This window comes from Sphingomonas sp. Leaf25 (assembly GCF_001421635.1).
Lineage (GTDB): Bacteria > Pseudomonadota > Alphaproteobacteria > Sphingomonadales > Sphingomonadaceae > Sphingomonas.
On sequence record NZ_LMKU01000029.1, the window covers coordinates 172,084 to 194,078 of the forward strand.

Annotated in this window: 21 protein-coding genes and 1 tRNA gene; 13 read left to right on the forward strand and 9 right to left on the reverse strand. The window is 67.9% G+C overall.

Annotated features, from left to right (window positions below):
• The first annotated feature begins 76 nt into the window (after positions 1–76).
• The 3 genes from ASE78_RS12495 to ASE78_RS12505 are packed head-to-tail and all read left to right on the forward strand — an operon-like array spanning position 77 to position 3,218.
• Positions 77–1,012: a cobalamin-binding protein gene (locus ASE78_RS12495; protein ID WP_056497681.1), complete on the forward strand. Its 936-nt coding sequence runs from the start codon at positions 77–79 to the stop codon at positions 1,010–1,012.
• 11 nt (positions 1,013–1,023) lie between these two features.
• Positions 1,024–2,013 (forward strand): aspartate carbamoyltransferase catalytic subunit, encoded by a 990-nt coding sequence (locus ASE78_RS12500; protein WP_055760093.1) that lies wholly within the window; start codon positions 1,024–1,026, stop codon positions 2,011–2,013.
• On the forward strand, positions 2,010–3,218 hold the full coding sequence (locus ASE78_RS12505; protein WP_056497685.1) for a dihydroorotase: 1,209 nt from the start codon (positions 2,010–2,012) through the stop codon (positions 3,216–3,218). Before ASE78_RS12500 ends, ASE78_RS12505 begins: the two co-directional genes overlap by 4 nt.
• A 177-nt stretch (positions 3,219–3,395) precedes the next feature.
• Here ASE78_RS12505 and ASE78_RS12510 read toward each other — a convergent pair whose 3' ends face one another.
• From ASE78_RS12510 to ASE78_RS12520, 3 genes are read right to left on the reverse strand one after another with little or no spacing between them, the layout of a single operon-like run.
• A complete protein-coding gene (locus tag ASE78_RS12510) occupies positions 3,396–4,694 on the reverse strand; it encodes an SPOR domain-containing protein (RefSeq protein ID WP_056497687.1) in 1,299 nt (432 codons plus the stop codon).
• A complete protein-coding gene (locus ASE78_RS12515) occupies positions 4,691–5,116 on the reverse strand; it encodes a hypothetical protein (protein WP_056497691.1) in 426 nt (141 codons plus the stop codon). The genes ASE78_RS12510 and ASE78_RS12515 overlap by 4 nt, the downstream gene beginning before the upstream one ends.
• Entirely contained in the window at positions 5,116–5,817 is a 702-nt protein-coding gene (locus tag ASE78_RS12520; protein WP_055760084.1) for an AAA family ATPase, read from the reverse strand. The genes ASE78_RS12515 and ASE78_RS12520 overlap by 1 nt, the downstream gene beginning before the upstream one ends.
• Positions 5,818–5,965: 148 nt before the next feature.
• On the opposite strand from ASE78_RS12520, the gene ASE78_RS12525 reads away from it, so the two are divergent.
• On the forward strand, positions 5,966–6,895 hold the full coding sequence (locus ASE78_RS12525; RefSeq protein ID WP_200911052.1) for an SPOR domain-containing protein: 930 nt from the start codon (positions 5,966–5,968) through the stop codon (positions 6,893–6,895).
• A 198-nt stretch (positions 6,896–7,093) separates the two neighbouring features.
• Here the strand turns inward: ASE78_RS12525 and serB are convergent, their stop codons facing one another.
• Entirely contained in the window at positions 7,094–7,975 is an 882-nt protein-coding gene (serB, locus tag ASE78_RS12530) for a phosphoserine phosphatase SerB (RefSeq protein WP_056497695.1), read from the reverse strand.
• Here serB and miaA point away from each other — a divergent pair.
• The 6 genes from miaA to ASE78_RS12560 all read left to right on the forward strand — a co-directional run bounded on the left by miaA (position 7,974) and on the right by ASE78_RS12560 (position 13,615).
• Complete coding sequence (gene miaA / locus ASE78_RS12535) at positions 7,974–8,906, forward strand: tRNA (adenosine(37)-N6)-dimethylallyltransferase MiaA (RefSeq protein ID WP_056497699.1); 933 nt, start codon at positions 7,974–7,976, stop codon at positions 8,904–8,906. The two genes, serB and miaA, sit on opposite strands and share 2 nt — an antisense overlap.
• 89 nt (positions 8,907–8,995) lie before the next feature.
• On the forward strand, positions 8,996–10,741 hold the full coding sequence (locus tag ASE78_RS12540; protein ID WP_056497701.1) for an acetolactate synthase 3 large subunit: 1,746 nt from the start codon (positions 8,996–8,998) through the stop codon (positions 10,739–10,741).
• A complete protein-coding gene (locus ASE78_RS12545; protein ID WP_056497703.1) occupies positions 10,741–10,935 on the forward strand; it encodes a hypothetical protein in 195 nt (64 codons plus the stop codon). Before ASE78_RS12540 ends, ASE78_RS12545 begins: the two co-directional genes overlap by 1 nt.
• A gap of 5 nt (positions 10,936–10,940) precedes the next feature.
• A complete protein-coding gene (ilvN, locus tag ASE78_RS12550; protein ID WP_055760063.1) occupies positions 10,941–11,456 on the forward strand; it encodes an acetolactate synthase small subunit in 516 nt (171 codons plus the stop codon).
• A 55-nt stretch (positions 11,457–11,511) separates the two neighbouring features.
• The gene (gene ilvC / locus ASE78_RS12555) at positions 11,512–12,531 is read left to right on the forward strand and encodes a ketol-acid reductoisomerase (RefSeq protein ID WP_056497708.1); all 1,020 of its coding nucleotides are present in this window, start codon (positions 11,512–11,514) and stop codon (positions 12,529–12,531) included.
• Between the two features lie 478 nt (positions 12,532–13,009).
• A complete protein-coding gene (locus ASE78_RS12560; RefSeq protein WP_056497711.1) occupies positions 13,010–13,615 on the forward strand; it encodes a YceI family protein in 606 nt (201 codons plus the stop codon).
• Positions 13,616–13,653: 38 nt separating this feature from the next.
• Here ASE78_RS12560 and ASE78_RS19790 read toward each other — a convergent pair whose 3' ends face one another.
• Entirely contained in the window at positions 13,654–13,782 is a 129-nt protein-coding gene (locus ASE78_RS19790; protein WP_268795714.1) for a hypothetical protein, read from the reverse strand.
• A 147-nt stretch (positions 13,783–13,929) separates the two neighbouring features.
• Between ASE78_RS19790 and leuA the strand changes: the two genes are divergently transcribed.
• Positions 13,930–15,603, forward strand: coding sequence for a 2-isopropylmalate synthase (gene leuA, locus ASE78_RS12565; protein ID WP_056497712.1), 1,674 nt, complete (start codon positions 13,930–13,932; stop codon positions 15,601–15,603).
• A 170-nt stretch (positions 15,604–15,773) separates the two neighbouring features.
• On the opposite strand, the gene ASE78_RS12570 is transcribed toward leuA, so the two are convergent.
• The 3 genes from ASE78_RS12570 to ASE78_RS12580 all read right to left on the reverse strand — a co-directional run bounded on the left by ASE78_RS12570 (position 15,774) and on the right by ASE78_RS12580 (position 20,227).
• The gene (locus ASE78_RS12570) at positions 15,774–16,997 is read right to left on the reverse strand and encodes a threonine synthase (protein WP_056497714.1); all 1,224 of its coding nucleotides are present in this window, start codon (positions 16,995–16,997) and stop codon (positions 15,774–15,776) included.
• 150 nt (positions 16,998–17,147) lie between these two features.
• Complete coding sequence (locus ASE78_RS12575) at positions 17,148–17,429, reverse strand: SWIB/MDM2 domain-containing protein (protein WP_055760049.1); 282 nt, start codon at positions 17,427–17,429, stop codon at positions 17,148–17,150.
• Positions 17,430–17,572: 143 nt separating this feature from the next.
• Positions 17,573–20,227: a TonB-dependent receptor gene (locus ASE78_RS12580; RefSeq protein ID WP_056497717.1), complete on the reverse strand. Its 2,655-nt coding sequence runs from the start codon at positions 20,225–20,227 to the stop codon at positions 17,573–17,575.
• Between the two features lie 201 nt (positions 20,228–20,428).
• On the opposite strand from ASE78_RS12580, the gene folE reads away from it, so the two are divergent.
• Together folE and ASE78_RS12590 are read left to right on the forward strand one after the other, a co-directional pair.
• Positions 20,429–21,052: a GTP cyclohydrolase I FolE gene (gene folE, locus ASE78_RS12585; protein WP_056497947.1), complete on the forward strand. Its 624-nt coding sequence runs from the start codon at positions 20,429–20,431 to the stop codon at positions 21,050–21,052.
• A 38-nt stretch (positions 21,053–21,090) separates the two neighbouring features.
• A complete protein-coding gene (locus ASE78_RS12590) occupies positions 21,091–21,639 on the forward strand; it encodes a hypothetical protein (RefSeq protein ID WP_056497719.1) in 549 nt (182 codons plus the stop codon).
• 269 nt (positions 21,640–21,908) lie between these two features.
• On the opposite strand, the gene ASE78_RS12595 is transcribed toward ASE78_RS12590, so the two are convergent.
• A tRNA-Arg gene (locus ASE78_RS12595) sits at positions 21,909–21,985 on the reverse strand.
• Between the last annotated feature and the right edge of the window lie 10 nt (positions 21,986–21,995).

A 21,995-nucleotide genomic window follows, 5' to 3' on the forward strand; every position in this document is an offset into this window, starting at 1 on the left:
GGAGGGGAGAGTTTGCGGTTCGCCCTGCCGCCGCCTATCGCCAGTCCGATTTCTTCGCAGCGTATCAGGAACCCCCATGGCCCGTATCGTCTCGCTCCTGCCCAGCGCCACCGAGATCGCGGTCGCGCTGGGGTTCGGTCCCGATCTGGTCGGGCGGAGTCATGAGTGCGACTTTCCGCCCGAAATGAGCGCCCTGCCCCGGCTGACCGCGACGAAGATCGAGAAGGGGTTGCCCTCGCGGTTGATCGACGACCGGGTGCAGGCGATCGTGACCGCCGGGCTGTCGTGCTACGAGGTCGATGCGGCGGCGTTGCGCGCGCTGCAACCGCAGGTGGTGCTCACCCAGTCGCAATGCGCGGTGTGCGCGGTGACGCCCGACGACCTCATCGGCGCGCTGACCGACTGGCAGGGAAACGATCCGGTGCTGGTGTCGCTCGCCCCCGACGATCTTGGCGACGTGTGGGGTGATTTCGGGCGGGTGGCGCAGGCGCTGGGCGTCCCCGAGCGCGCCGGGCCGGTCGTCGCCGGACTGAAGGCGCGACTGGCGGCGATCACCGCGACCGCCGCCGCGCAGCCGACCCGGCCCACGGTGGCGGCGGTCGAGTGGATCGACCCGCTGATGGTGGCGGGCAACTGGGTGCCCGAACTGATCGAGGCAGCCGGCGGCGTCAGCCTGTTCGCGCAGGCCGGACAGCATTCGCCATGGGCGGAGTGGGATGCACTGGTCGCCGCCGATCCCGACGTCATCGTGATGATGCCGTGCGGGTTCCAGATTCCGCAGACACTGGGCGACCTGTCGCCGCTGACGCAGCGGCCGGGCTGGGCCGAGTTGAAGGCGGTGCGCGAGGATCGGGTGCTCGTCGCCGATGGCCATCATTTCTTCAACCGCCCCGGCCCCCGGCTGGTCGAATCGGCGGAGATCCTTGCCGAAATCCTGCACCCGGACGCTTTTTGCTTCGGGCATGAGGGGCGCGGCTGGGTTCGGCTTGCGCGGGGAACCCAAGCGGCCTAACCGCCCCGGTCATGCGCGCATCCGACCACCGCCCCGCCGCCATGATCGATGGCGGCGCCGTCTTTCCGCATCGCCACCTGACCGGGATCGAGGGGCTGCAACCGCACGAGATCCTGTTCCTGCTCGACGAGGCGGAACAGTGGATCGACGCGAACCGCAGCCGCGCCCCCGGCGACCGGCGGCTGGGCGGCATCACCCAGATCAATGCGTTCTTCGAGAACAGCACGCGCACCTTGCTGTCGTTCGAGATCGCCGGCAAGCGGCTGGGCGCCGACGTGGTCAACATGCACGCCGGCCAATCGAGCGTGAAGAAGGGCGAGACGCTGATCGATACGGCGGTGACGCTCAACGCGATGCGCGCCGACGTCATCGTGATCCGTCACAGCTCGTCGGGCGCGGTGCAGTTGATCGCCGACAAGGTCGACTGCCCGGTGCTGAACGCGGGCGACGGATGGCATGAGCATCCGACGCAGGCGCTGCTTGACGCGCTGACCATCCGCAGGCGGCTGGGCGGGATCGCGCACAAGCGGGTCGTGATCTGCGGCGACATCCTGCACAGCCGGGTCGCGCGATCGAACATTCTCGCGCTCACCACGCTGGCGGCCGAGGTGCGCGTCGTCGCCCCGGCCACGCTGCTGCCCGCCGCGATCGAGCGGATGGGCGTGACCCCGTTCACCGATTTCGACGCGGCGCTGGAGGGGGCGGACGTGGTCATGATGCTGCGGTTGCAGAACGAGCGGATGAACGGCGGCTTCATCCCGTCCACGCGCGAATATCATCTGCGCTATGGCCTGACCCGCGAGCGGCTGAAACGTGCCGAACCGGGCGCGCTCGTCATGCACCCCGGGCCGATGAACCGGGGGATCGAGATCACCAGCGACGTCGCCGACGACCCGCAGGTATCGGCGATCACCGAACAGGTCGAGATGGGAGTCGCGGTACGGATGGCGTGCCTCGACGTGTTGACCCGAAGGAGCCGCGGCGTGGAGGGTTGGGCATGAACGTCAGCTTCGTGAACGGCACCCGCGTCTGCCCGGTGGGCGGGGTGAGCGACGCGCCGCTGCATGTCGCGGGCGAGGTGATCGGCGGCCCGGACACCGTCGCTGTTGGCGAGACGATCGATCTGGGCGGCAAGCTGATCGCGCCGGCGATCGTCGATCTGGGCGTGTTCGCCAGCGACCCGGCGGCGTGCCGCGCGGGCGGGATCGTGCGCGTCGGGCTGATGCCCGACCAGACGCCGGTGCTCGACGAACCGGGCGTGGTCGCAAGGTCGGCGCATATGGGCAAACCCGACCTGTGGATTCATCCGATCGCGGCGGCGACGCAAGGGCTGCAAGGGCGCGACCTCGCCGAGATGGCAATCAATGCCGAGGCGGGGGCGAGCGCGGTGGCAACGGGCCGGCGCTGGATCGCCGACAGCGGGGTGATGCGCAAGGTGCTGGCCTATGCCCGCGACTGCGGCCTGACGGTGATCGCCCATGCCGAGGACGGTGGCCTGACGGGTGACGCGGTGGCGACGGCGGGCGAGACGGCGACGCGGCTGGGGCTGCCCGCCGCCCCTGCCCTTGCCGAAGCGCTGGCGATCGCGCGCGACGTGGCGCTCGCCGAGGAAACCGGCGCAAGGCTGCATTTCCGGCAGGTGACGACGGCGGCCGGGTTCGATCTCGTTCGCGCCGCCAAGCGCCGGGGGGTGCAGGTGACGTGCGGGATCACTCCGGCGCATCTTTACCTGTCCGATATATCGATGAGCGATTTCCGCACCTTCGCGCATCTCTCGCCGCCACTGCGTGACGAAAGCGACCGGCAGGCGGCGCGTTCCGCGCTGTCCGACGGGACGATCGACGTGCTGTGTTCGGGGCACGACCCGCGCGGGCCGGAGGCCAAGCGCCTGCCGTTCGCCGACAGCGAGCCGGGCATGGCCGGCGCGGAGACGCTGCTGGCGCTGGGACTGGGGCTGGTGCGCGACGGGGTGGTGACGATCGAGCGGCTGTTCGCGCTGCTCAGCGCCAACCCGGCGAAGCTGCTCGGGCTGGAGTCGGGTACGCTGGCGCAAGGGGCACCGGCCGATCTGATCGTCATCGATGCCGATGCGCCGTGGCAGGTCCGCGCCGATGGCTTCGCCGGCAAGGCGGGCAATACCCCGTTCGACGGGCTGCCGGTGCAGGGCCGGGTACTGCGGGCGATAAAGGGCGGCGCGTTCCTGTGAGGGAACGCGCCGCCTCCTCCTGGGAGAGGCTCGGGAAACTTTAGTAGCGGATCGATCCGCCCGGAACCGTCGCCCCAGCGCAGGCTGGGGCCTCGTGCGGTTCCTGTCGCGCGCTATCACGGGGAGATCCCAGCCTTCGCTGGGATGACGTCCGGTTCGAAGGAGGCCGATCGATCATCAGCGCGCGGCGACCTGGTTGCCGCCGCGCGCCCAGACGGCGAGTTGCTCGCCGGCATGGGCGCGGACGAAGCAGCGGCCACCCGATGCACGCAGCGTGCCGCACAGGCCGGTGGCATCGGCGCGGGCGAGGCCGCCGACCGACAGGCGGTAATAGGCGTTGCCCCGGATCGTTGCGCGCATCCCCTGCGGCGCGTGGCCGGCGAGGCGGGGGACGTGGCGACTGATCCGCGTCCATGCGTCGCGGGCGACGGCGGCGTTCTCATAGGCGCCGAGCTGGACGTAATAATTGCCCTTCGCCGGAGCGGAAGCCGTCTGGATACGGGCCGGGGCGGCGGCGGTCTGCATCCGTACCGGGGCGGCGGGGGCGAGCTTGGCGTAGGCGGTGGGGAGTGCCTGCACGATCTCGCGGCGCGGGGCGAAGCTGATCGCCGGGCGGGGGACCTCGACCGTCGCGACCTGAACCGGCGCAGGGGGAATGGTCTGGACAGCCTCGACCGGTGCCGGATCGACCGCCGCGACCGCGACGAGCGGTGCGTCGGCGGCGGCGACCGCCACCGGATCGGCGGGTGCGACGAGCGCCAGTTGCACCGGCTGGCCGCGATCCTCGACGGGGGTGACTTTCAGCAGCGCCGCGACCTGCTGCGCGGCGTTGCCGGGGCGGGCGAAGGCGGCCCATTCGACCAGCCGCTGATCGACCAGCGCCGGGGCCATGTCGACCGAGGCGACCGAGCGCGCCTCGATCCAGCGGCCGTCGAGCGCGAGCGCGAGCGCGAGATTCTGGCGGACGGTGGCGGTGGCGGCGGGATCGCGCGCGGCCTGGGCCAGCAGCGCGATGCCGCCGGCCGGATCGCCGGCGAGCGCGAGGGCAAGGCCGCGGTCGGCGGGCGCGATGCGTTCGGCATGGGCGGTGAGCGTGCCGCGTGCGCCGACCCAGTCGCCGGTCGCGGTCTGCGCCAGCGCGAGGTTGAGCGCGGCGCGGCCATCGGCGGGGTCGAGCGCCAGCACGTCGCTGAACGCCTGCGTCGCCGAGGCGAAGCGCCCGGCCTGAAGATAGGCGCGGCCGAGCAGCGCGCGATAGCTCGCGTCGCGCGGGGCGAGCGCCACCGCCTGTTCGGCGAAGCCGACCGCCTGCACCCCCTTGTCCTTGCCCAGCATCGCGGCGGCCTTGGCAGCGAGGCGCGGTGCGGCGGCATCCCCGCCGGCGGCGACCGCACCGGTGCCCATGGCGACGATGCCGAGCGAGCCGCCGAGCATGGCGGTGGCGAGGCCGATCGAGACGAGCAGGCGGTTGGTCATGGCTGCACCTTCGGAGCATCGGAAACGGGAGTGGACGAAAGGTCGGAGGGCGGCGGCAGGAGCCGGTCGATCGCATCGACCAGCCACGCCTCGACCGACAGGCCGCACGCGGCGGCGGCGAGGCGGAGGCGCCACAGCCGGTCAGGGTCGAGCGTCAGGGTGAGCGCCGCCACTTCCCCTTCGGGCGGGGCGACCGGCACGGCATCGCTGCCGAGCGTCAATTGCTGGAGTTGCGCGCGCTGTTGCAGCACTGCGGGCAGTTCGGCGCGCGGGTCGGGACTTTGGCCGAAATCGTTCCAGCCGAGGTCGTCGTCCTCGACCAGCATGCCGGCGATGCCGCCGGGGCGCATCGCCGGGCGCGCCTCGCCCCTGCGGGCGAGCAGGCCGGGAACGAGCGGCGCGGGGCGATCGATCGGTGCCATCAGCCCTGCCCCATGCCCCGCCGGCCGAAGCCGAGCGCACCGGCGGGCGCGGCCGGCACGGCGAACACCGTGCGGCGGAAATTCTTTTCCAGCCGGTCGTGGAGATAGGTCCACAGTTGCGCGATCTCGGCGCTCGATTTCGAATCGGGGTCGAGTTCCATGACGGTGCGGCCGTCGATCATCGACGAGGCGAAATCGACGCGGTGATGGACGATGACCGGGGCGACCGTGCCGTGCTGCGACAAGGCCATCGTCGCTTCGGTGGTGACGCGGGTGCCCGGCGTCGCGGCATTGACGACGAATACCAGCGGCTTGCCGGCGCGACCGCACAGATCGACGGTAGCCCCCACCGCGCGCAGATCGTGCGGGCTGGGGCGGGTCGGCACGACGATCAGTTCGGCGACGGCGATCACGCTCTGGATCGCCATGGTGATCGCCGGCGGCGTGTCGATCACCGCCAGCTTGAAGCCGTGCGCGCGCAACGTTTCCAGATCGGCGGCGAGGCGCGCGACCAATGTCTGGGCGAAGGCGGGCAGATCGGTGGTGCGTTCGTTCCACCAGTCGGCCAGCGACCCCTGCGGATCGATGTCGATCATCACCACCGGCCCGCAACCGGCCCGTTCGGCCTGCACGGCAAGGTGGCCGGACAAGGTCGTCTTGCCCGATCCGCCTTTTTGCGATGCCACCGCTAGAACGCGCATGCCGCTGTCGTATCCCTGTGTCCGTTCAGCGCCGTTGTCGCAGCGGCGGGATAAAAAGGCGTTAACGCGGGCGGGCCATCCACCGGAAAGGCTTTGCGGAACATGGTGAACCGCTGGTACGGTCGCCCCGATCGCAAGGGGGATTTCGATGCGCGTACACGGGTGGCTGGCGATGGGTGCGGCGGTGCTGGCGGCACCGGCGATCGCCGATGTGAAGGCCGGGGTCGACGCATGGTCGCGCGGCGACTGGGCCACGGCGGTGCGCGAATGGCGCCAGCCGGCGATCGGCGGCGATGCCGATGCGCAGTTCAATCTGGCGCAGGCGTACAAGCTGGGCCGCGGCGTACCGCTCGATCTGGCGCAGGCCGAACAATGGTATTCCAAGGCGGCGCAGCAGGGCCATCCGCAGGCGCAGGACAATTACGGCCTGATCCTGTTCCAGAACGGCAAGCGCGCCGATGCGGTGCAATGGCTGGAGAAATCGGCGACGCGCGGCGAGCCGCGCAGCCAGTTCGTGCTGGGCACGATGTTGTTCAACGGCGATTCGGTGCCCAAGGACTGGCGGCGCGCCTATGCGCTGATGACGCGCGCGTCGTCGGCCGGGCTGCCGCAGGCGGCGTCGACGCTGGCCGAGATGGACCGCTATGTCCCCCTGCCCGACCGACAGGCGGCGCTGGCGATGGCGCGCGATCTGGAAGCGGGCGCCAGCCGCCTGCCGACGCAGCCGGTGCGCACGGCGACGGCGCGTCCGGTCCCGCCGCGCGTGGTCACGCCCCGCCCCGCCCCGACGCGGGTGGCGGAAGCGACTCCCGCGCCTCGCCCGAAGCCCGCTGCCCCTGCCCCGGCCGCAGCGGTGCGTGACGGCGGCTGGCGGGTGCAGCTCGGCGCGTTCCGCGATGCCGGCAACGCGCGCGGGCTGTGGTCGCAGGTGTCGGGCAAGTTCGCCGGTCGCCAGCCCTATTTCGAGGCGGCGGGCGGCATCACCAAATTGCAGATCGGCCCGTTTGCCTCCAGCGCGGAAGCGACGCGGGCGTGTGGCGCGATCCGGCCGACGACGTGCGTGGCGGTGAAGCGCTGATCTTCATGGGGCTGGCGTCGGGCGATCGGGGTCGGAACGGGCGGGTTTGGCTTCTCCCCTCCCTGACAAGGGAGGGGTCGGGGGTGGGTCGGCCTGCGAGGGTACGATAGCGCCTGCCACGAGCCTACCCACCCCCAGCCCAGTTTCGGGTGAACAGTGCCCCGCACTGTTCAGGTCATGCCGGGGGCANCGGCTGCCTTAGCCCTCGACCCACTCGCCGCGCGGGATGCCCTGAATGTGGAGCAGCGCGGTGAGGTCGTTGTGGTCGATGCGCACCGCCGCTTCGGCAGCGACGATCGGCTTGGCGTGATAGGCGACGCCTAGCCCCGCCCGGCGGATCATCGGCAGGTCGTTGGCACCGTCGCCGACCGCAAGCGTGGCGGCCGGATCGATGCCCAGTTCGTCGATCGCGGCGAGCAATGTCACTTCCTTGGTGGTCGCATCGACGATCGGCTTGCGCACCTTGCCGGTCAGGCGGCCGTCCTCGATCAGCAGGCGGTTGGCGATCATGCGGTGGAAGCCCAGCGCATGGCCGACCGGCTCGGCAAAGCGGGTGAAGCCGCCCGAGACGAGGATCGTCGTGGCCCCGCGCGCGCGCATCGTCTGGATAAGTGTCTTCGCGCCGGGCATCAGCTTGACCCGTTCGTCGAGGCAGCGCTGGATCGCGGCTTCCTCCAGCCCCTCCAGTAACGCGACGCGGGCGTCGAGCGCCGAGGCGAAATCGAGTTCGCCGCGCATCGCGCGTTCGGTGACGTCGGCGATCTGCGGCTTGATCCCGGCGTAATCGGCCAATTCGTCGATGCACTCGACGGTAATCATCGTCGAATCCATGTCGGCGACCAGCAGCGCCTTGTCGCGGGTCGCAGCGCGCTGAACCGCTACGTCGGTCGCGGGATGGAAGCCCTCGATCGCGGCGCGCGCGGCAGCGGGATCGGTCGCAAAGCGGATGTCGGCGGCGCGGCCCTCGTCCAGCCAGTCCCAGCCGGTGACGCCGCAGCCGGCCATGTCGAGGCGGTTGGCCGCATCGGAAATATCGCGCTCGGCGATCGATTCGGCTGCTATCAGCGTGGCGATGAACATGGCGAATTCTCCTGACCGTCCGAGGGTGGCGCTCATCGCAGGCCCGACCGCCAGCGGCAAGTCCGCGCTGGCGATCGCAGTGGCGCAGGCGCATGACGGCGTGGTCATCAACGCCGACAGCGCGCAGGTGTACCGCGACCTGCGCGTGCTGTCGGCCCGACCCTCCCCTGAGGAAGCGGCGAGCGCACCGCATCGCCTGTTCGGCCATGTCGACGGGGCGGACGCCTATTCCGCCGCCGCATGGGCGCGCGACGCGGCGGTGGTGGTGGCGGAGACGATCGCGGCGGGCAGGCTGCCGGTGCTGGTCGGCGGGACCGGTCTGTATCTGCGCACCTTGCTCGACGGGATCGCGCCGGTGCCGGAGATCGACCCGGCGGTACGCGCGGCGGTGCGCGCGTTGCCGGTGGCCGAGGCGCATGCCGCGCTGGCCCAGGCCGATCCGGCCGCCGCCGCGCGGCTGCTGGCCAGTGACACGACGCGGGTGGCGCGCGCGCTGGAGGTAGTGCGCTCGACCGGGCGGAGCCTTGCCGAGTGGCAGCGCGACCGGAGCGGCGGGATCGGCGAGGGCGTCGACGTGCGGGCGATGCTGCTGCTGCCCGACCGCACGTGGCTGGCGCAGCGGTGCGACCGGCGACTGGCGCAGATGTTCGACCATGGCGCGCGCGACGAAGTGGCGGCGCTACTCGCCCGCGACGACATCGGCGCGGATGCGCCGGTCCGCCGGGCGATCGGCGTGGCCGAGGTGGCGGGATGGCTGAACGGCGAGCTGACCCGCGACGCGGCGCTGGAGCAGGCGCAGGCAGCGACGCGGCAATATGCCAAGCGGCAATACACCTGGTTCCGCAATCAGCCGCCGGGCGACTGGCTTCGCATCGGCGAAACCGAAACATGCGCATTATCTGCAAAGTTCGACATTATATTACGCAATTGATGGTTGACACGCACGTTTCATGCGACTAGCGACGCCACTCCAAATCTGTTATCGCGCCTGCGAAATCGTGTGAGTGAAGGAGCCGTCCCATGCCCGAGAAAAGCGGAGCCGACATATTGGTCGAAGCGCTGGTCGACCTCGGCGTAGAGGTCGTCTTCGGCTATCCCGGCGGCGCGGTGCTGCCGATCTATGACGCGCTGTTCGAACATAGCCGGATCAAGCATATCCTCGTGCGTCACGAACAGGCGGCGACGCATGCGGCGGAAGGCTATGCCCGCTCGACCGGCAAGCCCGGCGTGGTGCTCGTCACCTCCGGCCCCGGTGCGACCAACGCGATCACCGGCATCACCGACGCGCTGCTCGATTCGATCCCGATGGTCGTCATCACCGGACAGGTGCCAACCGCGCTGATCGGCACCGATGCGTTTCAGGAAGCCGACACGGTCGGCATCACGCGCCATTGCTGCAAGCATAACTATCTGGTGAAGGACCCGGGCAAGCTCGGCCATATCATCCACGAGGCGTTCCATATCGCCACCGCCGGCCGCCCCGGCCCGGTCGTGGTCGACATTCCGAAGGACGTGCAGGTCGCGACCGCGCGCTATACCAAGCCCGGCCCGATCCAGCACAAGACCTATCGCCCGAAGGTGAAGGCCGACCGCGCGCAGATCGAGCAGGTCGTCGACATGCTGGCGGCGGCCGAGCGCCCGGTGTTCTACACCGGCGGCGGCATCATCAATTCGGGGCCGGCGGCGTCGCAACTGCTGCGCGAACTGGCGCGGATCACCGGCGCGCCGGTCACGTCGACGCTGATGGGTCTGGGCGCGCTGCCCGCGTCCAGCCCGCAATGGCTCGGCATGCTGGGCATGCACGGCACCTATGAAGCCAATATGGTGATGAACGAGGCCGATCTGGTCGTCGCCATCGGCGCGCGCTTCGACGACCGGGTGACGGGGCGGCTCGATGCCTTTTCCCCGCGCAGCCGCAAGGTCCATATCGACATCGACCGGTCGAGCGTGAACAAGATCGTCCGCGCCGATCTGGGCATCATCGCCGATGCGGGCCATGCGATGGAGGACATGGTGCGGGTGTGGAAGGCACGCCAGCATCCCAAACCTGATCTCACGGCATGGTGGGCGAAGATCGACGGCTGGCGTGCCAAGCGCTGCCTCGACTTCCCCGAGAATGCCAAGGAAATCATGCCGCAGCGCGCCGTCCGCGCGCTGTACGAGGCGACCAAGCATCGCGCGCCGATCGTATCGACCGAGGTGGGCCAGCACCAGATGTGGGCGGCGCAGCATTTCGGGTTCGAGGCGCCGAACAAGTGGCTGACCAGCGGCGGTCTCGGCACGATGGGCTATGGCCTGCCCGCCGCGATTGGCGCGCAGCTCGGCAATCCGGGGGCGCTGTGCATCGACATCGCCGGCGAGGCGTCGATCCAGATGAACATTCAGGAGCTGGCGACGGCGACGCAATATCGCCTGCCGGTGAAGGTCTTCATCCTGAACAACGAATATATGGGCATGGTCCGCCAGTGGCAGGAACTGACCTATAGCTCGCGCTATTCGAACAGCTATTCGGACTCGCTGCCCGATTTCGTGAAGCTGGCCGAAGCCTATGGCTGGAAGGGCATCCGCATCGAGCGGCCGGACCAGTTGGAGGCGGGGATTCAGGCGATGCTCGACCATGACGGGCCGGTGATGGTCGACTGCATGGTGGCGAAACTCGCCAACTGCTTCCCGATGATCCCGTCGGGCGCGGCGCATACCGACATGATCCTGCAGGCCAACGAAGTGTCGGGCGAGATGGACGACGAGGCCAAGGCGCTGGTGTGATGGCGATGGTGCAGAGCCAGGCATGGCTCCTGATCGTCGTCACGATCTTCTGCGCCGTTCGCACGTATCGCGACTTTGCCGCAGGGCAGACGGTGTGGGGCATCATCAGTCTGGTCGCGACACTTTCCGCTCTCGCCATTCTTCTTCTCATACCGATCCCGACGCACGCCGTCACAATCGATCTTCCACGGTAGAACCCATGCACATCAAGACCGAACAGACCGAACGGCACACGCTGGCCGTGCTCGTCGACAACGAACCCGGCATCCTCGCGCGCATCGCCGGGCTGTTCTCGGGCCGTGGCTATAATATCGAGAGCCTGACCGTGTCGGAGATCACCGCCGACAAGGCGGTCAGCCGCATCACCATCGTCACCAGCGCGTCGCCGCCGGTGATGGAACAGATCATCGCCCAGCTCGACCGGCTGGTGCCGGTCCACAAGGTCATCGACCTGACGGTGCAGGGCGCGCATGTCGAGCGCGAGCTGGCGCTGGTCAAGGTCGTCGGCACCGGCGAGCACCGGATCGAGGCGCTGCGCCTCGCCGAAGTCTACCGCGCGCGCGTGGTCGACGCGACGGTATCGAGCTTCGTGTTCGAGGTGACGGGATCGATCGAAAAGATCGACAAGTTCACCGAATTGATGGCGCAGGTCGGGCTGGTCGAGGTCGCCCGCACCGGCATCGCCGCCATCGCCCGCGGACGAGAGGCCGCCTGAAATCTATTCGCGTCGCCGAACCGGACGACGCCATCATCTGCAAAGGGAAATCATCATGCGTGTCTATTACGATCGCGACGCCGATCTGAACCTGATCTCGGACAAGAAGATCGCGATCCTCGGCTATGGCTCGCAGGGCCATGCCCATGCGCAGAATTTGCGCGATTCGGGCGTGAAGAACGTCGCCATTGCGCTGCGCCCCGGTTCGGCCAGCGCCGCCAAGGCCGAAGGCGCCGGCTTCACGGTGATGCCGAATGCCGAAGCCGCCGGCTGGGCCGACATCCTGATGATCCTGGCACCGGACGAGCATCAGGCGGCGATCTATGCCGACGACATCCATGCCAACCTGAAGCCCGGCGCGGCGCTCGCCTTCGCGCATGGCCTGAACGTCCACTTCGGCCTGATCGAGCCGCGCGCCGACGTGGACGTCATCATGATCGCGCCCAAGGGCCCGGGCCACACCGTGCGCAGCGAATATGTGAAGGGCGGCGGCGTGCCCTGCCTAGTCGCGATCCATCAGGATGCCAGCGGCAACGCACACGACATCGCGCTCGCCTATGCGTCGGGCGTCGGCGGCGGCCGGTCGGGCATCATCGAGACGAACTTCCGCGAGGAATGCGAAACCGACCTGTTCGGCGAGCAGGCCGTGCTGTGCGGCGGCGTCACCCATCTGATCCAGGCCGGGTTCGAGACGCTGGTCGAGGCGGGCTATGCCCCCGAAATGGCGTATTTCGAGTGCCTCCACGAAACCAAGCTGATCGTCGACCTGCTGTATGAGGGCGGCATCGCCAACATGCGCTATTCGATCTCGAATACCGCCGAGTACGGCGACATCGTGACCGGTCCGCGCATCATCACCGACGAGACGAAGGCCGAGATGAAGCGCGTGCTGGCGGACATCCAGTCGGGCCGCTTCGTGAAGAACTTCGTGCTCGACAACCGCGCCGGCCAGCCCGAGCTGAAGGCGGCGCGCAAGCAGGCAGCGGCGCATCCGATCGAGAAGACCGGTGCCGAACTGCGCGCGATGATGCCGTGGATCGGGGCGAACAAGCTGGTGGATCAGTCGAAGAATTGATCGGCGCAGCGGCGACGCTGCACCGTCAAATTCTTCGACCGGCTGGCGCGACAAAGCTCGCCCTTCGGGGCGCGGCTTTGCCGCGACCGACGGGCGGGCGGGCCAGTGCCTCTCCCCCGTCATTCCCGCGAAGGCGGAAATCCATGGACGCTACCGTTGCGGCTCCAGCGCGGATGCTGCGGATATGGGTTCCCGCCTGCGCGGGAACGACGGATGGTCTACCCGTCGTCCCGGCGGAGGCCGGGACCCATGGACGCGGCACGGTTGCGGATCGATCGATACCACCCGACACAATGGATTCCGGCCTCCGCCGGAATGACGAGGTCTGCGCATCTACTGCGCCTGCCACCGTACCGACCCTTTCCACCACGGCACCAACCACGAAACCGATCGTTTCGCATCCGGTATTTGACCCGAAGGCCCCTGCCCCCGACAAGGGCGGCATATCCTTTCGCCTTCGAACCGGAGAGCTTTTCCCATGCGCACCCCCCTGATCCTTGCCGCGACGTTGTTCGCGGTCGCCGCTCCCACCGTCGCGCAGATGCCCGGCGCGCCCGACAAGTCGCGCGTTACCGCCGGCACCTACACCGTCGACACGGCGCACACGCAGGTCGCGTGGAAGGTCAACCACATGGGCTTCACCATGCTCGACGGGCTGTTCGGCGCGACCGGCGGCAGCGCGACGATCGATCCGAAGAACCCGGCGGCCAGCAAGGTCACGATCGACTTCAACGTCGCCGACACGCTCACCGTCACCAGCCCGCAGTTCGCCGGCCATCTGAAGTCGAAGGATTTCTTCGACGTGGCGACCTATCCGACCGCCAAGTTCGTCTCGACCCGCATCCAGCCGATGGGCGACCATTGGATGATGACCGGCAATCTGACGCTCAAGGACCAGACCAAGCCGGTGCAGCTCACCGTCCGCTTCATGGGCGCGGGCCAGAACCCGATGAACAAGAAGGCCAATGTCGGCTTCACCGCGACCGGCAGCATCATGCGCAGCCAGTTCGGTCTGGGCTATGCCGTGCCCGCCGTGTCGGACAAGGTCGACCTGACGATCAACGCCGCGTTCGTCGGCGCATAAGCATTGCCGGGGGAAGCGTTGCCGCTCCCCCGGCCCCCTCAGGTCGCCAGCCTGACCAACCGGTCGAAGGTGCCGCGCACGTTGGGTGCGGCACCTTTGGCCGGTTTCCGCACCTTGGCGCCGATCGCGCTGGACAATCGCGCGCCGAGCCGCCACATCACCGCCATGATCGGGCAGACGCTCCGCCTTCTTCGACTTAGCCGCCCTTAGGGGAGGAACGCACCGGCGTGCGCCTTCCCTGAGGGAGTATCGAACCCCAATGGCAGATACCGGCGCACCCATGAGCGATGCGCCCCTGACAGGCTGAAGACACCATGTTGCGCGATCCTTCGACCAAATACCGCCCTTTCCCCACCATCGCCCTGCCGGACCGGCAATGGCCGTCGCGCACCATCACCCGCGCGCCGCGCTGGCTGTCGACCGACCTGCGCGACGGCAATCAGGCGCTGATCGATCCGATGGGCGCGGAGAAGAAGAACCGGTTCTTCGACCTGTTGCTCAAGGTCGGGCTGAAGGAGATCGAGGTCGGTTTCCCGTCGGCCGGCGCGACCGAGTTCGATTTCATTTCCGGCCTCGTCCGGCAGGATCGCATCCCCGACGACGTGTGGGTGCAGGTGCTGACCCAGTCGCGCCGCGACCTGATCGAGCGCAGCTTCGAGAGTCTCGACGGTGCGAAACAGGCGATCGTCCACCTCTACAATGCGGTCAGCCCGGCGTGGCGGCGGATCGTGTTCGGCATGGAACGCCCCGAGGTGAAAGCCATCGCCGTCGCCGGGGCCAAGGTGCTGCGCGACGAGGCCGGCAAGCGCCCGAACACCGACTGGCGCTTCGAATACAGCCCCGAGACTTTCTCGACCGCCGAACTCGATTTCTCGGTCGAGGTCTGCGCGGCGGTGATGGAGGTGTTGCAGCCGACGCCGGACCGGCCGCTGATCCTGAACTTGCCGGCCACGGTCGAGGCGGCGACGCCCAATATCTATGCCGACCAGATCGAATGGTTCTGCCGCAACGTGCCGAACCGCGACAGCGTAGTCATCTCGCTGCACACCCACAATGATCGCGGCACCGGCGTGGCGGCGGCCGAACTGGGGCTGATGGCCGGGGCCGACCGGGTCGAGGGCTGCCTGCTCGGCAATGGCGAGCGCACCGGCAATTGCGATCTCGTGACCGTCGCGCTGAACCTCTACACGCAGGGCGTCGACCCGAAGCTCGACCTGTCGGACATCGACGAGGTGGTCAACACGGTCAATTACTGCACCAGCCTGCCGGTCCATCCGCGCACGCCCTATGCCGGCGATCTGGTGTTCACCGCCTTTTCGGGCAGCCATCAGGACGCGATCAAGAAGGGCATGGCGACGCAGGCGCTGCGCAACGACGGGCTGTGGGAAGTCCCCTATCTGCCGATTGATCCCGCCGACTTGGGCCGCAGCTACGAAGCGGTGATCCGCGTCAATTCGCAGTCGGGCAAGGGCGGCGTCGCGTGGGTGCTCGAACAGGACAAGGGGCTGAAACTGCCCAAGCGGTTGCAGGCCGATTTCAGCCGCCACGTCCAGCAGATGGCCGACGACCTCGGCCGCGAGCTAAACGCCGCCGACATCTGGACCGCGTTCGCCGGGGCCTATCTGCCGCACGGGTCCGAACGCTATGCGCTGATCGACTATGCTGAAACGCATGCGCCGGGCGGCGGGCCGCCGCGCACCTTCGTCGGGCGCGTCCGGCTGGACGGTGAGGAGCGCGCGATCTCGGGCAAGGGCAACGGGTTGCTCTCGGGGCTGCTCGCGGCGCTGCGTGAGGATGGCGGCGTCGACATGGACGTGGTCGATTACAGCGAACATGCGATCGGCCATGGCGCCGATGCGCAGGCGGCGGCCTATCTCGAATGCACCCTGCCCGACGGGCGGCGGGTGTTCGGCGTCGGCATCGACGGCGACGTGGCCACCGCGACGGTCCGCGCGGCGCTTAGCGCGGCGAACGCGGCGGGGCGGTAACACTATTGCTCCCTCTCTCCTGACAAGGGGAGAGGGATGCGCAGACTTGGTCTTTGCACAAGCAAAGGCCTAGTCGGAGCTGGGAGAGGGGTCAGCGCTCGCATATGCGAGCGCGCGAGNGGTATCCCTCTCCCCTGTCCAGGGGAGAGGGCAGCGCTGCTGAACGCCCTCTACCGCCAGCGATCGAAATCGATCGGCGCGTCTTTCGACAGGAACTGCTCGGCGGGCGGCATCGGATATTTGAGGCCGGTGGCGCAGTTGAACAGCACGGCGCGTTCCTCGACGCCGACCAGCCCGTCGGCCAGCGCGCCGCGATACGCCGCCAGCGTCGCGCCGCCTTCGGGGCACAGCAGCAGCCCGTCGTGCCGCGCGGTGTCGTCGACCGCTTGCAGGATCGCGTCGTCATCGACCGCCAGCGCGCGGCCGCCGCTCGCGCGGACCGCGCGCAGGATCAGGAAGTCGCCGACCGCGCGCGGCACGCGGATGCCCGCCGCCACGGTGTGCGCGTCCTCCCAGCGATCGGCATGTTCGACGCCGTCGTCATACGCCTTGACGATCGGCGCGCAGCCCGACGCCTGCACCGCATACATGCGCGGCCGCTGCGATCCGATCCAGCCCAGCGCCTCCAGCTCGTCGAACGCCTTCCACATGCCGATCAGCCCGGTGCCGCCGCCGGTCGGATAGAAGATCGCATCGGGCAACGTCCAGCCGAGCTGCGCAGCGAGTTCGAGGCCCATCGTCTTCTTGCCCTCGATCCGGTACGGCTCTTTCAGCGTCGAGAAGTCGAACCACAGCCCCTCGGCCGCGCCCTTCCCGACGATCGCGCCGCAATCGTCGATCAGGCCATCGACCCGCCACACATCACCGCCCTGCATCGCGATCTCGCGCACGTTGATCTCGGGGGTGTCGGCCGGGCAGAAGATGGTCGTGGCGATGCCGGCGCGCGCGGCATAGGCGGCAAGCGCCGCGCCGGCGTTGCCGTTGGTCGGCATGGCGATGCGCTTCACGCCCAGTGCCTTCGCCATCGCCACCGCCATCACCAGCCCGCGCGCCTTGAACGAGCCGGTCGGCAGCCGCCCCTCGTCCTTGACGATCGGCCGGCCGGGTTCGGCGGCGAGTTCGATCAGCGGTGTCTCGATCTCGCCGAGAGTGACGATATTGCCGGAATCCCGCACCGGCAGCAGTTCGCGCCAGCGCCACAGATCGGTCGGCCGCGCGGCCAGCGTGTCGCGCGACAATGCACGGCCGACCGCGTCCAGATCATAGCGTACGAGCAGCGGCCGCCCGGCGCGCGACAGGCCGTGGAGCCGGTCGGCGGGGTAGCGCTCGCCGGTCAGCGAACATTCGAGATGGGTGACGAAGCTCGGGCGATCGGCGGTGCAATTCTCGTTCATGGACATCCTTTCCGAAGCGGTGGCGATCGGCACGACCGGGGCGCGGGCAAACGGTCCGGCGCGATGCACCGAAACGAACGACGCCGCCCCGGGGCCTGTCCCCGAAGCGGCGTCGATAAAACCGAAAGAGAGCGGATGCCCTCGACCAGCTTACTTCATATGTGCGCTGAGCAGCTTGTTCATTTCGAACATGCTGCACGACTTCTTGCCGAACAGCTTTTCCAGCGTCTCGTCGGCGAGGATCTGGCGCTTGTCCTTGGGATCCTGCAGATCGTGCTTCTTGATGTATTCCCACATCTTGCTCACGACTTCGCTGCGGGGCAACGGGTCCGATCCGGTGATCTTCGCGAGGTCCGCCGAAGGCGTCACCGGCTTTGCAATTCCGCCCTTGGCAGCGCCGGTCGTACCGGTCGTCTTGGGTTCCTTGGCCATGATAATCTCCTAATCCCCCTACAGGGCCGCGCCGGTCAGGGCGCGGCAGGTTGGCGGTTATGCAATGTTCCGATGCGGTTGTCGCGGGGGAATTGCCACGACCGGTCGAAACGAACCCTGAATGACGCTACGTCCGACGGGTTTTAAAACCCGAAGCGGGCACGAACACCATAGAAACGCGGCATCGCCGGATAGACGCCATAGGTTCCGGTCTGCTCGGGAATCGCGAAACCGGAAATATTATAATATTGGTTGGTGATATTCTCGACGAAGAATTCCGCCGAAATCCGGCGGTCGTCGGTTGCCACGCCGATCTTGCCGTTGAGCAGCGGATAGGCATCGTTGCCGACCGTCGTCGTCCCCGTCCCGTCGCGCACGATCGACACGTCGCTGTTGTAGCGCATGTCGACATGGAACAGCGCGTTCAATGTGCTGGTCAGGCGCGGGGTCCATGTCGCGGCGACGGTGAAGACGTTGCGCGGCTGGTTCAGGAACTGGCGACCGTTCTGGTTCTGGAGCGGGGTGCCGGTAAAGTCGTTGCTCGCGTCATAGGCGGCGTCGAGCAGCGTGTAGCCCAGCCGGAAGTTCAGCGCGCGGATCGGCTGGATCACCGATTCCAGCTCGATACCCTTGGCGGTGGATTTGGGCACGTTCTGCACGACGAAGCTGTTGCCCGCGAAGATCAGCGACTGGAGGCCCTTGAACTTCTGGTAGAACAGCGCGGCGTTGAACGAGAATTGCCGCGACAGGCTGGTTTTCAGCCCCAGTTCGTAGCTGTCGACCGTCTCCGCGCCGAATTCCAGATCGGTCGCCTGCGCGCCGTCGCCGCCCAACACCCGCGTGTTGAAGCTCGCCTGATCGAGATTATAGCCACCCGATTTGAAGCCGCGATCATAGCTGGCATAGCCCAGCACGTCGGAGGTGAATTTATAAGCTAGCTTGGCGGTGCCGGTCAGGCGGCTTTCGCTGCGGTCATGGGTGTAGTTCCCGTTGAATTCGCTGCTGATCGCCGGGTTGCAGCTCAGCAGGAACAGGTTCTGGAACAGCGCCGGGCTCGCCTGCCGGATCAGGTTGCGATAGGTGACGGCGTTGGCATCGGTACCGAGGAAGAAGTTGCACGCCGCCGGATTGCTGTTGATCGACGCCGCCAGTTCCTTGCGCTCGTAATTGTAGCGCAGGCCGAGCGTCACCGACAATTTGTCGCTGACGTTGATGATGTTGTGGGTGAAGAGCGCGAAGGCGTTGGTATCGACCTGGAATTCGTCGTTGTTGTTGCCCTGCCCCGGCTGGTTCGGGGTCAGCGGGGTGTTGAGATAATTGAACAGCGCCGATCCCGGCGGGGCCGCCTGTTGCAGCGCGGCGCTCTGCGCATAGAGCAACTGGCCGAACAGCGGCACCGTCCCAGCCGGCAAGGCGGGTCCACCGCGCAGCGCGGTGACGAGCTGGGTGAAGGTCGGCACGTTGAAGCTGCCGTAGAATTGCGCCTGCCGCCCGATCCCGCCCGCCGACGGCGGTGCGGCGAGCGCGCCGGCCAGAAGCGTGTCGACATAGCGGTTGGCGTCGTTGCCCAGCCGCACCGTGTCGCGCAGTTGCAGCTTTTCGTTGAGGTAAAAGGCACCGACCAGGAAATCGACCTTGCCGTCGAACAACTGCCCCTGGAAGCGCACTTCCTGCGTGATGTCGCGCAGCGCCGAGCGATAGCCTTCGCGGTAAGCGCGATCGATCCCCGAATAGTCGATGTCCTGATTGCGCAGCACGCGGAAGTCGCGATACGCGCTGATCGAGGTCAGCTTGAAGTCGCCGACATCGGCGTTGATCTCACCCGACACGCCCCAGTCGCGCACCGCCTCGCCATAATCGCGGCCGGGCGATGCCGCCATCCGCCGCTCGGACGGCGATCCGGTGTAGATGCCGGTGCGCCCCTGCCCCGCTGCGATCGCCTGAATCGCCGCCGCCGTGCTGCCGCGCGTGCCGCTGACGACGCCGCAGCATTGTTCGTCGGTCTTGTAATAATCGCCGATCAGCCGGAAGCTGAAGGTCGAGGTGTCGTAGAGCGCCTGTCCGCGCACGTACCAACGATTGATGTCGTTGAACGACCGGTCGGAATTGACGTCGTCGATATAGCCGTCGCGCTTGCGATAGCCGCCGTCGACGCGCAGCGCGAGGCTTTCGGCGACCGGACCGGTCAGCGCGCCCTTGATCTCATAGGCGTTGAAGTTGCCGTATTCGCCCTCGACATAGCCGCCCAGATCGAACTTGGGCTGCGCGGTGAACACCGACAGCGCCCCCGCCGAGGTGTTGCGGCCGAACAGCGTGCCCTGCGGCCCGCGCAGCACCTCGATCCGTTCGACTTCGGGCAGTTCGGCGATGGCGATGCCCGCGCGCGAGCGGAACACGCCGTCGATGAACACGCCGACCGCCGGCTCGAAGCCAGGATTATCGCCCGCCGTGCCGACGCCACGGATCGACAGCGAGGTCGACACCGCCGACGACTGGCCGGTTGTCGTCTGCAGCGAGGGGGCGAGCTGTTCGAGGCCGCGAATGTCGCGCACCCCGGCGTCGTCGAGCAACTGCGCGTTCACCGCCGTCACCGCGATCGGCACGTCCTGGATTGGTTCGGCACGGCGGTTGGCGGTGACGATGATGTCGTTGCCCCACCCTTCCTCCGCGTCCGGCTGCGCTGCCGGGGCGGCAACCGTGGCGGGCGCGACCGGGGTTTCGGTCGTCTGCGCGTGGACCGGGGCGGCGGCGATGCACACCGACAGCGCGGTCGCCCCCAACAGGTCGAACTTGGTCATGGCATCCCCTCCTGCTAACCGCCGATTGATACCGGTCGAATTATTTGTATTTGGTGACGTAGCAACCACCGCCCGTCAACGGGGAAGGCGGTGGTGCATGCACTTTCTCTCCTTGAACGGGTATGGAAGCCACACTTGCCCGTATACAGAGCGCCAACGCGCTGAACCCTGCGTGGCAGAAGATCGGGAATGGAATCGAAGATGGGTGACGCGACAGACGACATGCGCGACGGCGATCCGGTCGCGCCCGCGCCGAAACTTCCCGTGCCGGACGATGTGGCCGAAGCGATCCGCACGCTCATCCGCTGGACCGGCGAAGACCCGACGCGCGAGGGGCTGCTCGACACGCCGCACCGCGTGGCACGGGCATGGAAGGAATATACCCAGGGCTATGGCGAGGACCCGGCGCGGCATCTGGCGCGCGTGTTCGAGGAAGTCGGCGGCTATGACGAGATCGTGCTGCTGCGCGACATTCCGTTCCAGTCGCATTGCGAACATCACATGGCGCCGATCACCGGCAAGGCGCATATCGCCTATCTGCCGCGCGACCATGTCGTCGGCATTTCCAAGCTGGCGCGGGTGCTGCACGGCTATGCCCGGCGGTTGCAGGTGCAGGAGCGGCTGACCGCGCAGGTCGCCGACTGTATCTGGAACGGATTGAAGCCGCGCGGGGTCGCGGTGGTGATCGAGGCGACGCACGGCTGCATGACCGCGCGCGGGGTGCGCACGCCCGGCGTCACCATGACGACCAGCCGGATGATGGGCGTGTTCCGCGACGACGAGCGCAGCCGCAAGGAAGTGCTGGCGTTGATCGGGCGGGGATAGGCGCGGAACGCCGCCGCAAGGCGAAACGTTTCGCACCCATGATGAACCGTTTGTCGATCGCCGCCGCCCTGCTGCTCGCCGCCTGTTCGGCCGATCCGCCGCGCGAGGCGAACGAGGCGGTGACGGCGGCGGTGCCGGCGGGGTCGGGCGGCGGCGTCACGCCCTCGCCCCGCCCGCTACCGAGCGTGCTGCCCGGCGTTCCCGAGGAGCCCGACCCCCACCCCGCGCCCGACCTCCAGCCGATGGTGCGCGCCGATTTTCAGGACCGGCGGTTGCTTGGCAGCGGATGCGATTATCGCGACGCCGGATCGGGCGCGATCCTGCTCCACCTGCGCGACGAGGGCGACGGGCTGGTCAAATACGGCAACCGCCTGCGCCGCATCGCCGCCGCCACGCCGGGGCGCGAGGCGATCGCACTCGGCGGCATCGCGGCGGGCGACGGCGTGTCGTTCATCCTCACGCCGCGGCCGGGCGATCCGGTTCAGACGAGCGATTCGACGCAAAGCCGGCCGGCGAGCCTGACCATGCACACCGCCGACAATGGCGAGCGCGTGTATCAGGGCGGTCGCTGGGACTGTGGCAGTTAGGCCGGATCGATATTCAACGAAATGCCTTCTCAATCTGCTCCCTCCCTTGTCAGAGAGGGGAGATGCAGGAGCCGCCGTCTGGCTGAATATCGATCGGTCCTGGATCGGATCGATATGCGGCTAACGCCACGGCTTTTCGTCGTTCCCGCGCAGGCGGGAACCTATAGACGCAGCGGGTGCAATTCGATCACCGGCGTCGGCGTATATGGACCCCAGCCTTCGTTGGGATGACGCTTGCTTGAGGGTAGCTGGATCTGACCTTGGAAATCTGGTGGCCACGGAGGGACTCGAACCCCCGACGCCCGCTTTAGGAAAGCGGCGCTCTGTCCAGCTGAGCTACGCGGCCGATCGTCCAG

Excerpts from the sequence above, each read along its gene's own strand:
- ASE78_RS12495 (WP_056497681.1), top strand. The coding sequence starts at position 77 with ATGGCCCGTATCGTCTCGCTCCTGCCCAGCGCCACCGAGATCGCGGTC.
- ASE78_RS12500 (WP_055760093.1), top strand. The coding sequence starts at position 1,024 with ATGCGCGCATCCGACCACCGCCCCGCCGCCATGATCGATGGCGGCGCC.
- ASE78_RS12505 (WP_056497685.1), top strand. The coding sequence starts at position 2,010 with ATGAACGTCAGCTTCGTGAACGGCACCCGCGTCTGCCCGGTGGGCGGG.
- ASE78_RS12510 (WP_056497687.1), bottom strand. The coding sequence starts at position 4,694 with ATGACCAACCGCCTGCTCGTCTCGATCGGCCTCGCCACCGCCATGCTC.
- ASE78_RS12515 (WP_056497691.1), bottom strand. The coding sequence starts at position 5,116 with ATGGCACCGATCGATCGCCCCGCGCCGCTCGTTCCCGGCCTGCTCGCC.
- ASE78_RS12520 (WP_055760084.1), bottom strand. The coding sequence starts at position 5,817 with ATGCGCGTTCTAGCGGTGGCATCGCAAAAAGGCGGATCGGGCAAGACG.
- ASE78_RS12525 (WP_200911052.1), top strand. The coding sequence starts at position 5,966 with ATGCGCGTACACGGGTGGCTGGCGATGGGTGCGGCGGTGCTGGCGGCA.
- miaA (WP_056497699.1), top strand. The coding sequence starts at position 7,974 with ATGGCGAATTCTCCTGACCGTCCGAGGGTGGCGCTCATCGCAGGCCCG.
- serB (WP_056497695.1), bottom strand. The coding sequence starts at position 7,975 with ATGTTCATCGCCACGCTGATAGCAGCCGAATCGATCGCCGAGCGCGAT.
- ASE78_RS12540 (WP_056497701.1), top strand. The coding sequence starts at position 8,996 with ATGCCCGAGAAAAGCGGAGCCGACATATTGGTCGAAGCGCTGGTCGAC.
- ASE78_RS12545 (WP_056497703.1), top strand. The coding sequence starts at position 10,741 with ATGGCGATGGTGCAGAGCCAGGCATGGCTCCTGATCGTCGTCACGATC.
- ilvN (WP_055760063.1), top strand. The coding sequence starts at position 10,941 with ATGCACATCAAGACCGAACAGACCGAACGGCACACGCTGGCCGTGCTC.
- ilvC (WP_056497708.1), top strand. The coding sequence starts at position 11,512 with ATGCGTGTCTATTACGATCGCGACGCCGATCTGAACCTGATCTCGGAC.
- ASE78_RS12560 (WP_056497711.1), top strand. The coding sequence starts at position 13,010 with ATGCGCACCCCCCTGATCCTTGCCGCGACGTTGTTCGCGGTCGCCGCT.
- ASE78_RS19790 (WP_268795714.1), bottom strand. The coding sequence starts at position 13,782 with ATGGCGGTGATGTGGCGGCTCGGCGCGCGATTGTCCAGCGCGATCGGC.
- leuA (WP_056497712.1), top strand. The coding sequence starts at position 13,930 with ATGTTGCGCGATCCTTCGACCAAATACCGCCCTTTCCCCACCATCGCC.
- ASE78_RS12570 (WP_056497714.1), bottom strand. The coding sequence starts at position 16,997 with ATGAACGAGAATTGCACCGCCGATCGCCCGAGCTTCGTCACCCATCTC.
- ASE78_RS12575 (WP_055760049.1), bottom strand. The coding sequence starts at position 17,429 with ATGGCCAAGGAACCCAAGACGACCGGTACGACCGGCGCTGCCAAGGGC.
- ASE78_RS12580 (WP_056497717.1), bottom strand. The coding sequence starts at position 20,227 with ATGACCAAGTTCGACCTGTTGGGGGCGACCGCGCTGTCGGTGTGCATC.
- folE (WP_056497947.1), top strand. The coding sequence starts at position 20,429 with ATGGGTGACGCGACAGACGACATGCGCGACGGCGATCCGGTCGCGCCC.
- ASE78_RS12590 (WP_056497719.1), top strand. The coding sequence starts at position 21,091 with ATGATGAACCGTTTGTCGATCGCCGCCGCCCTGCTGCTCGCCGCCTGT.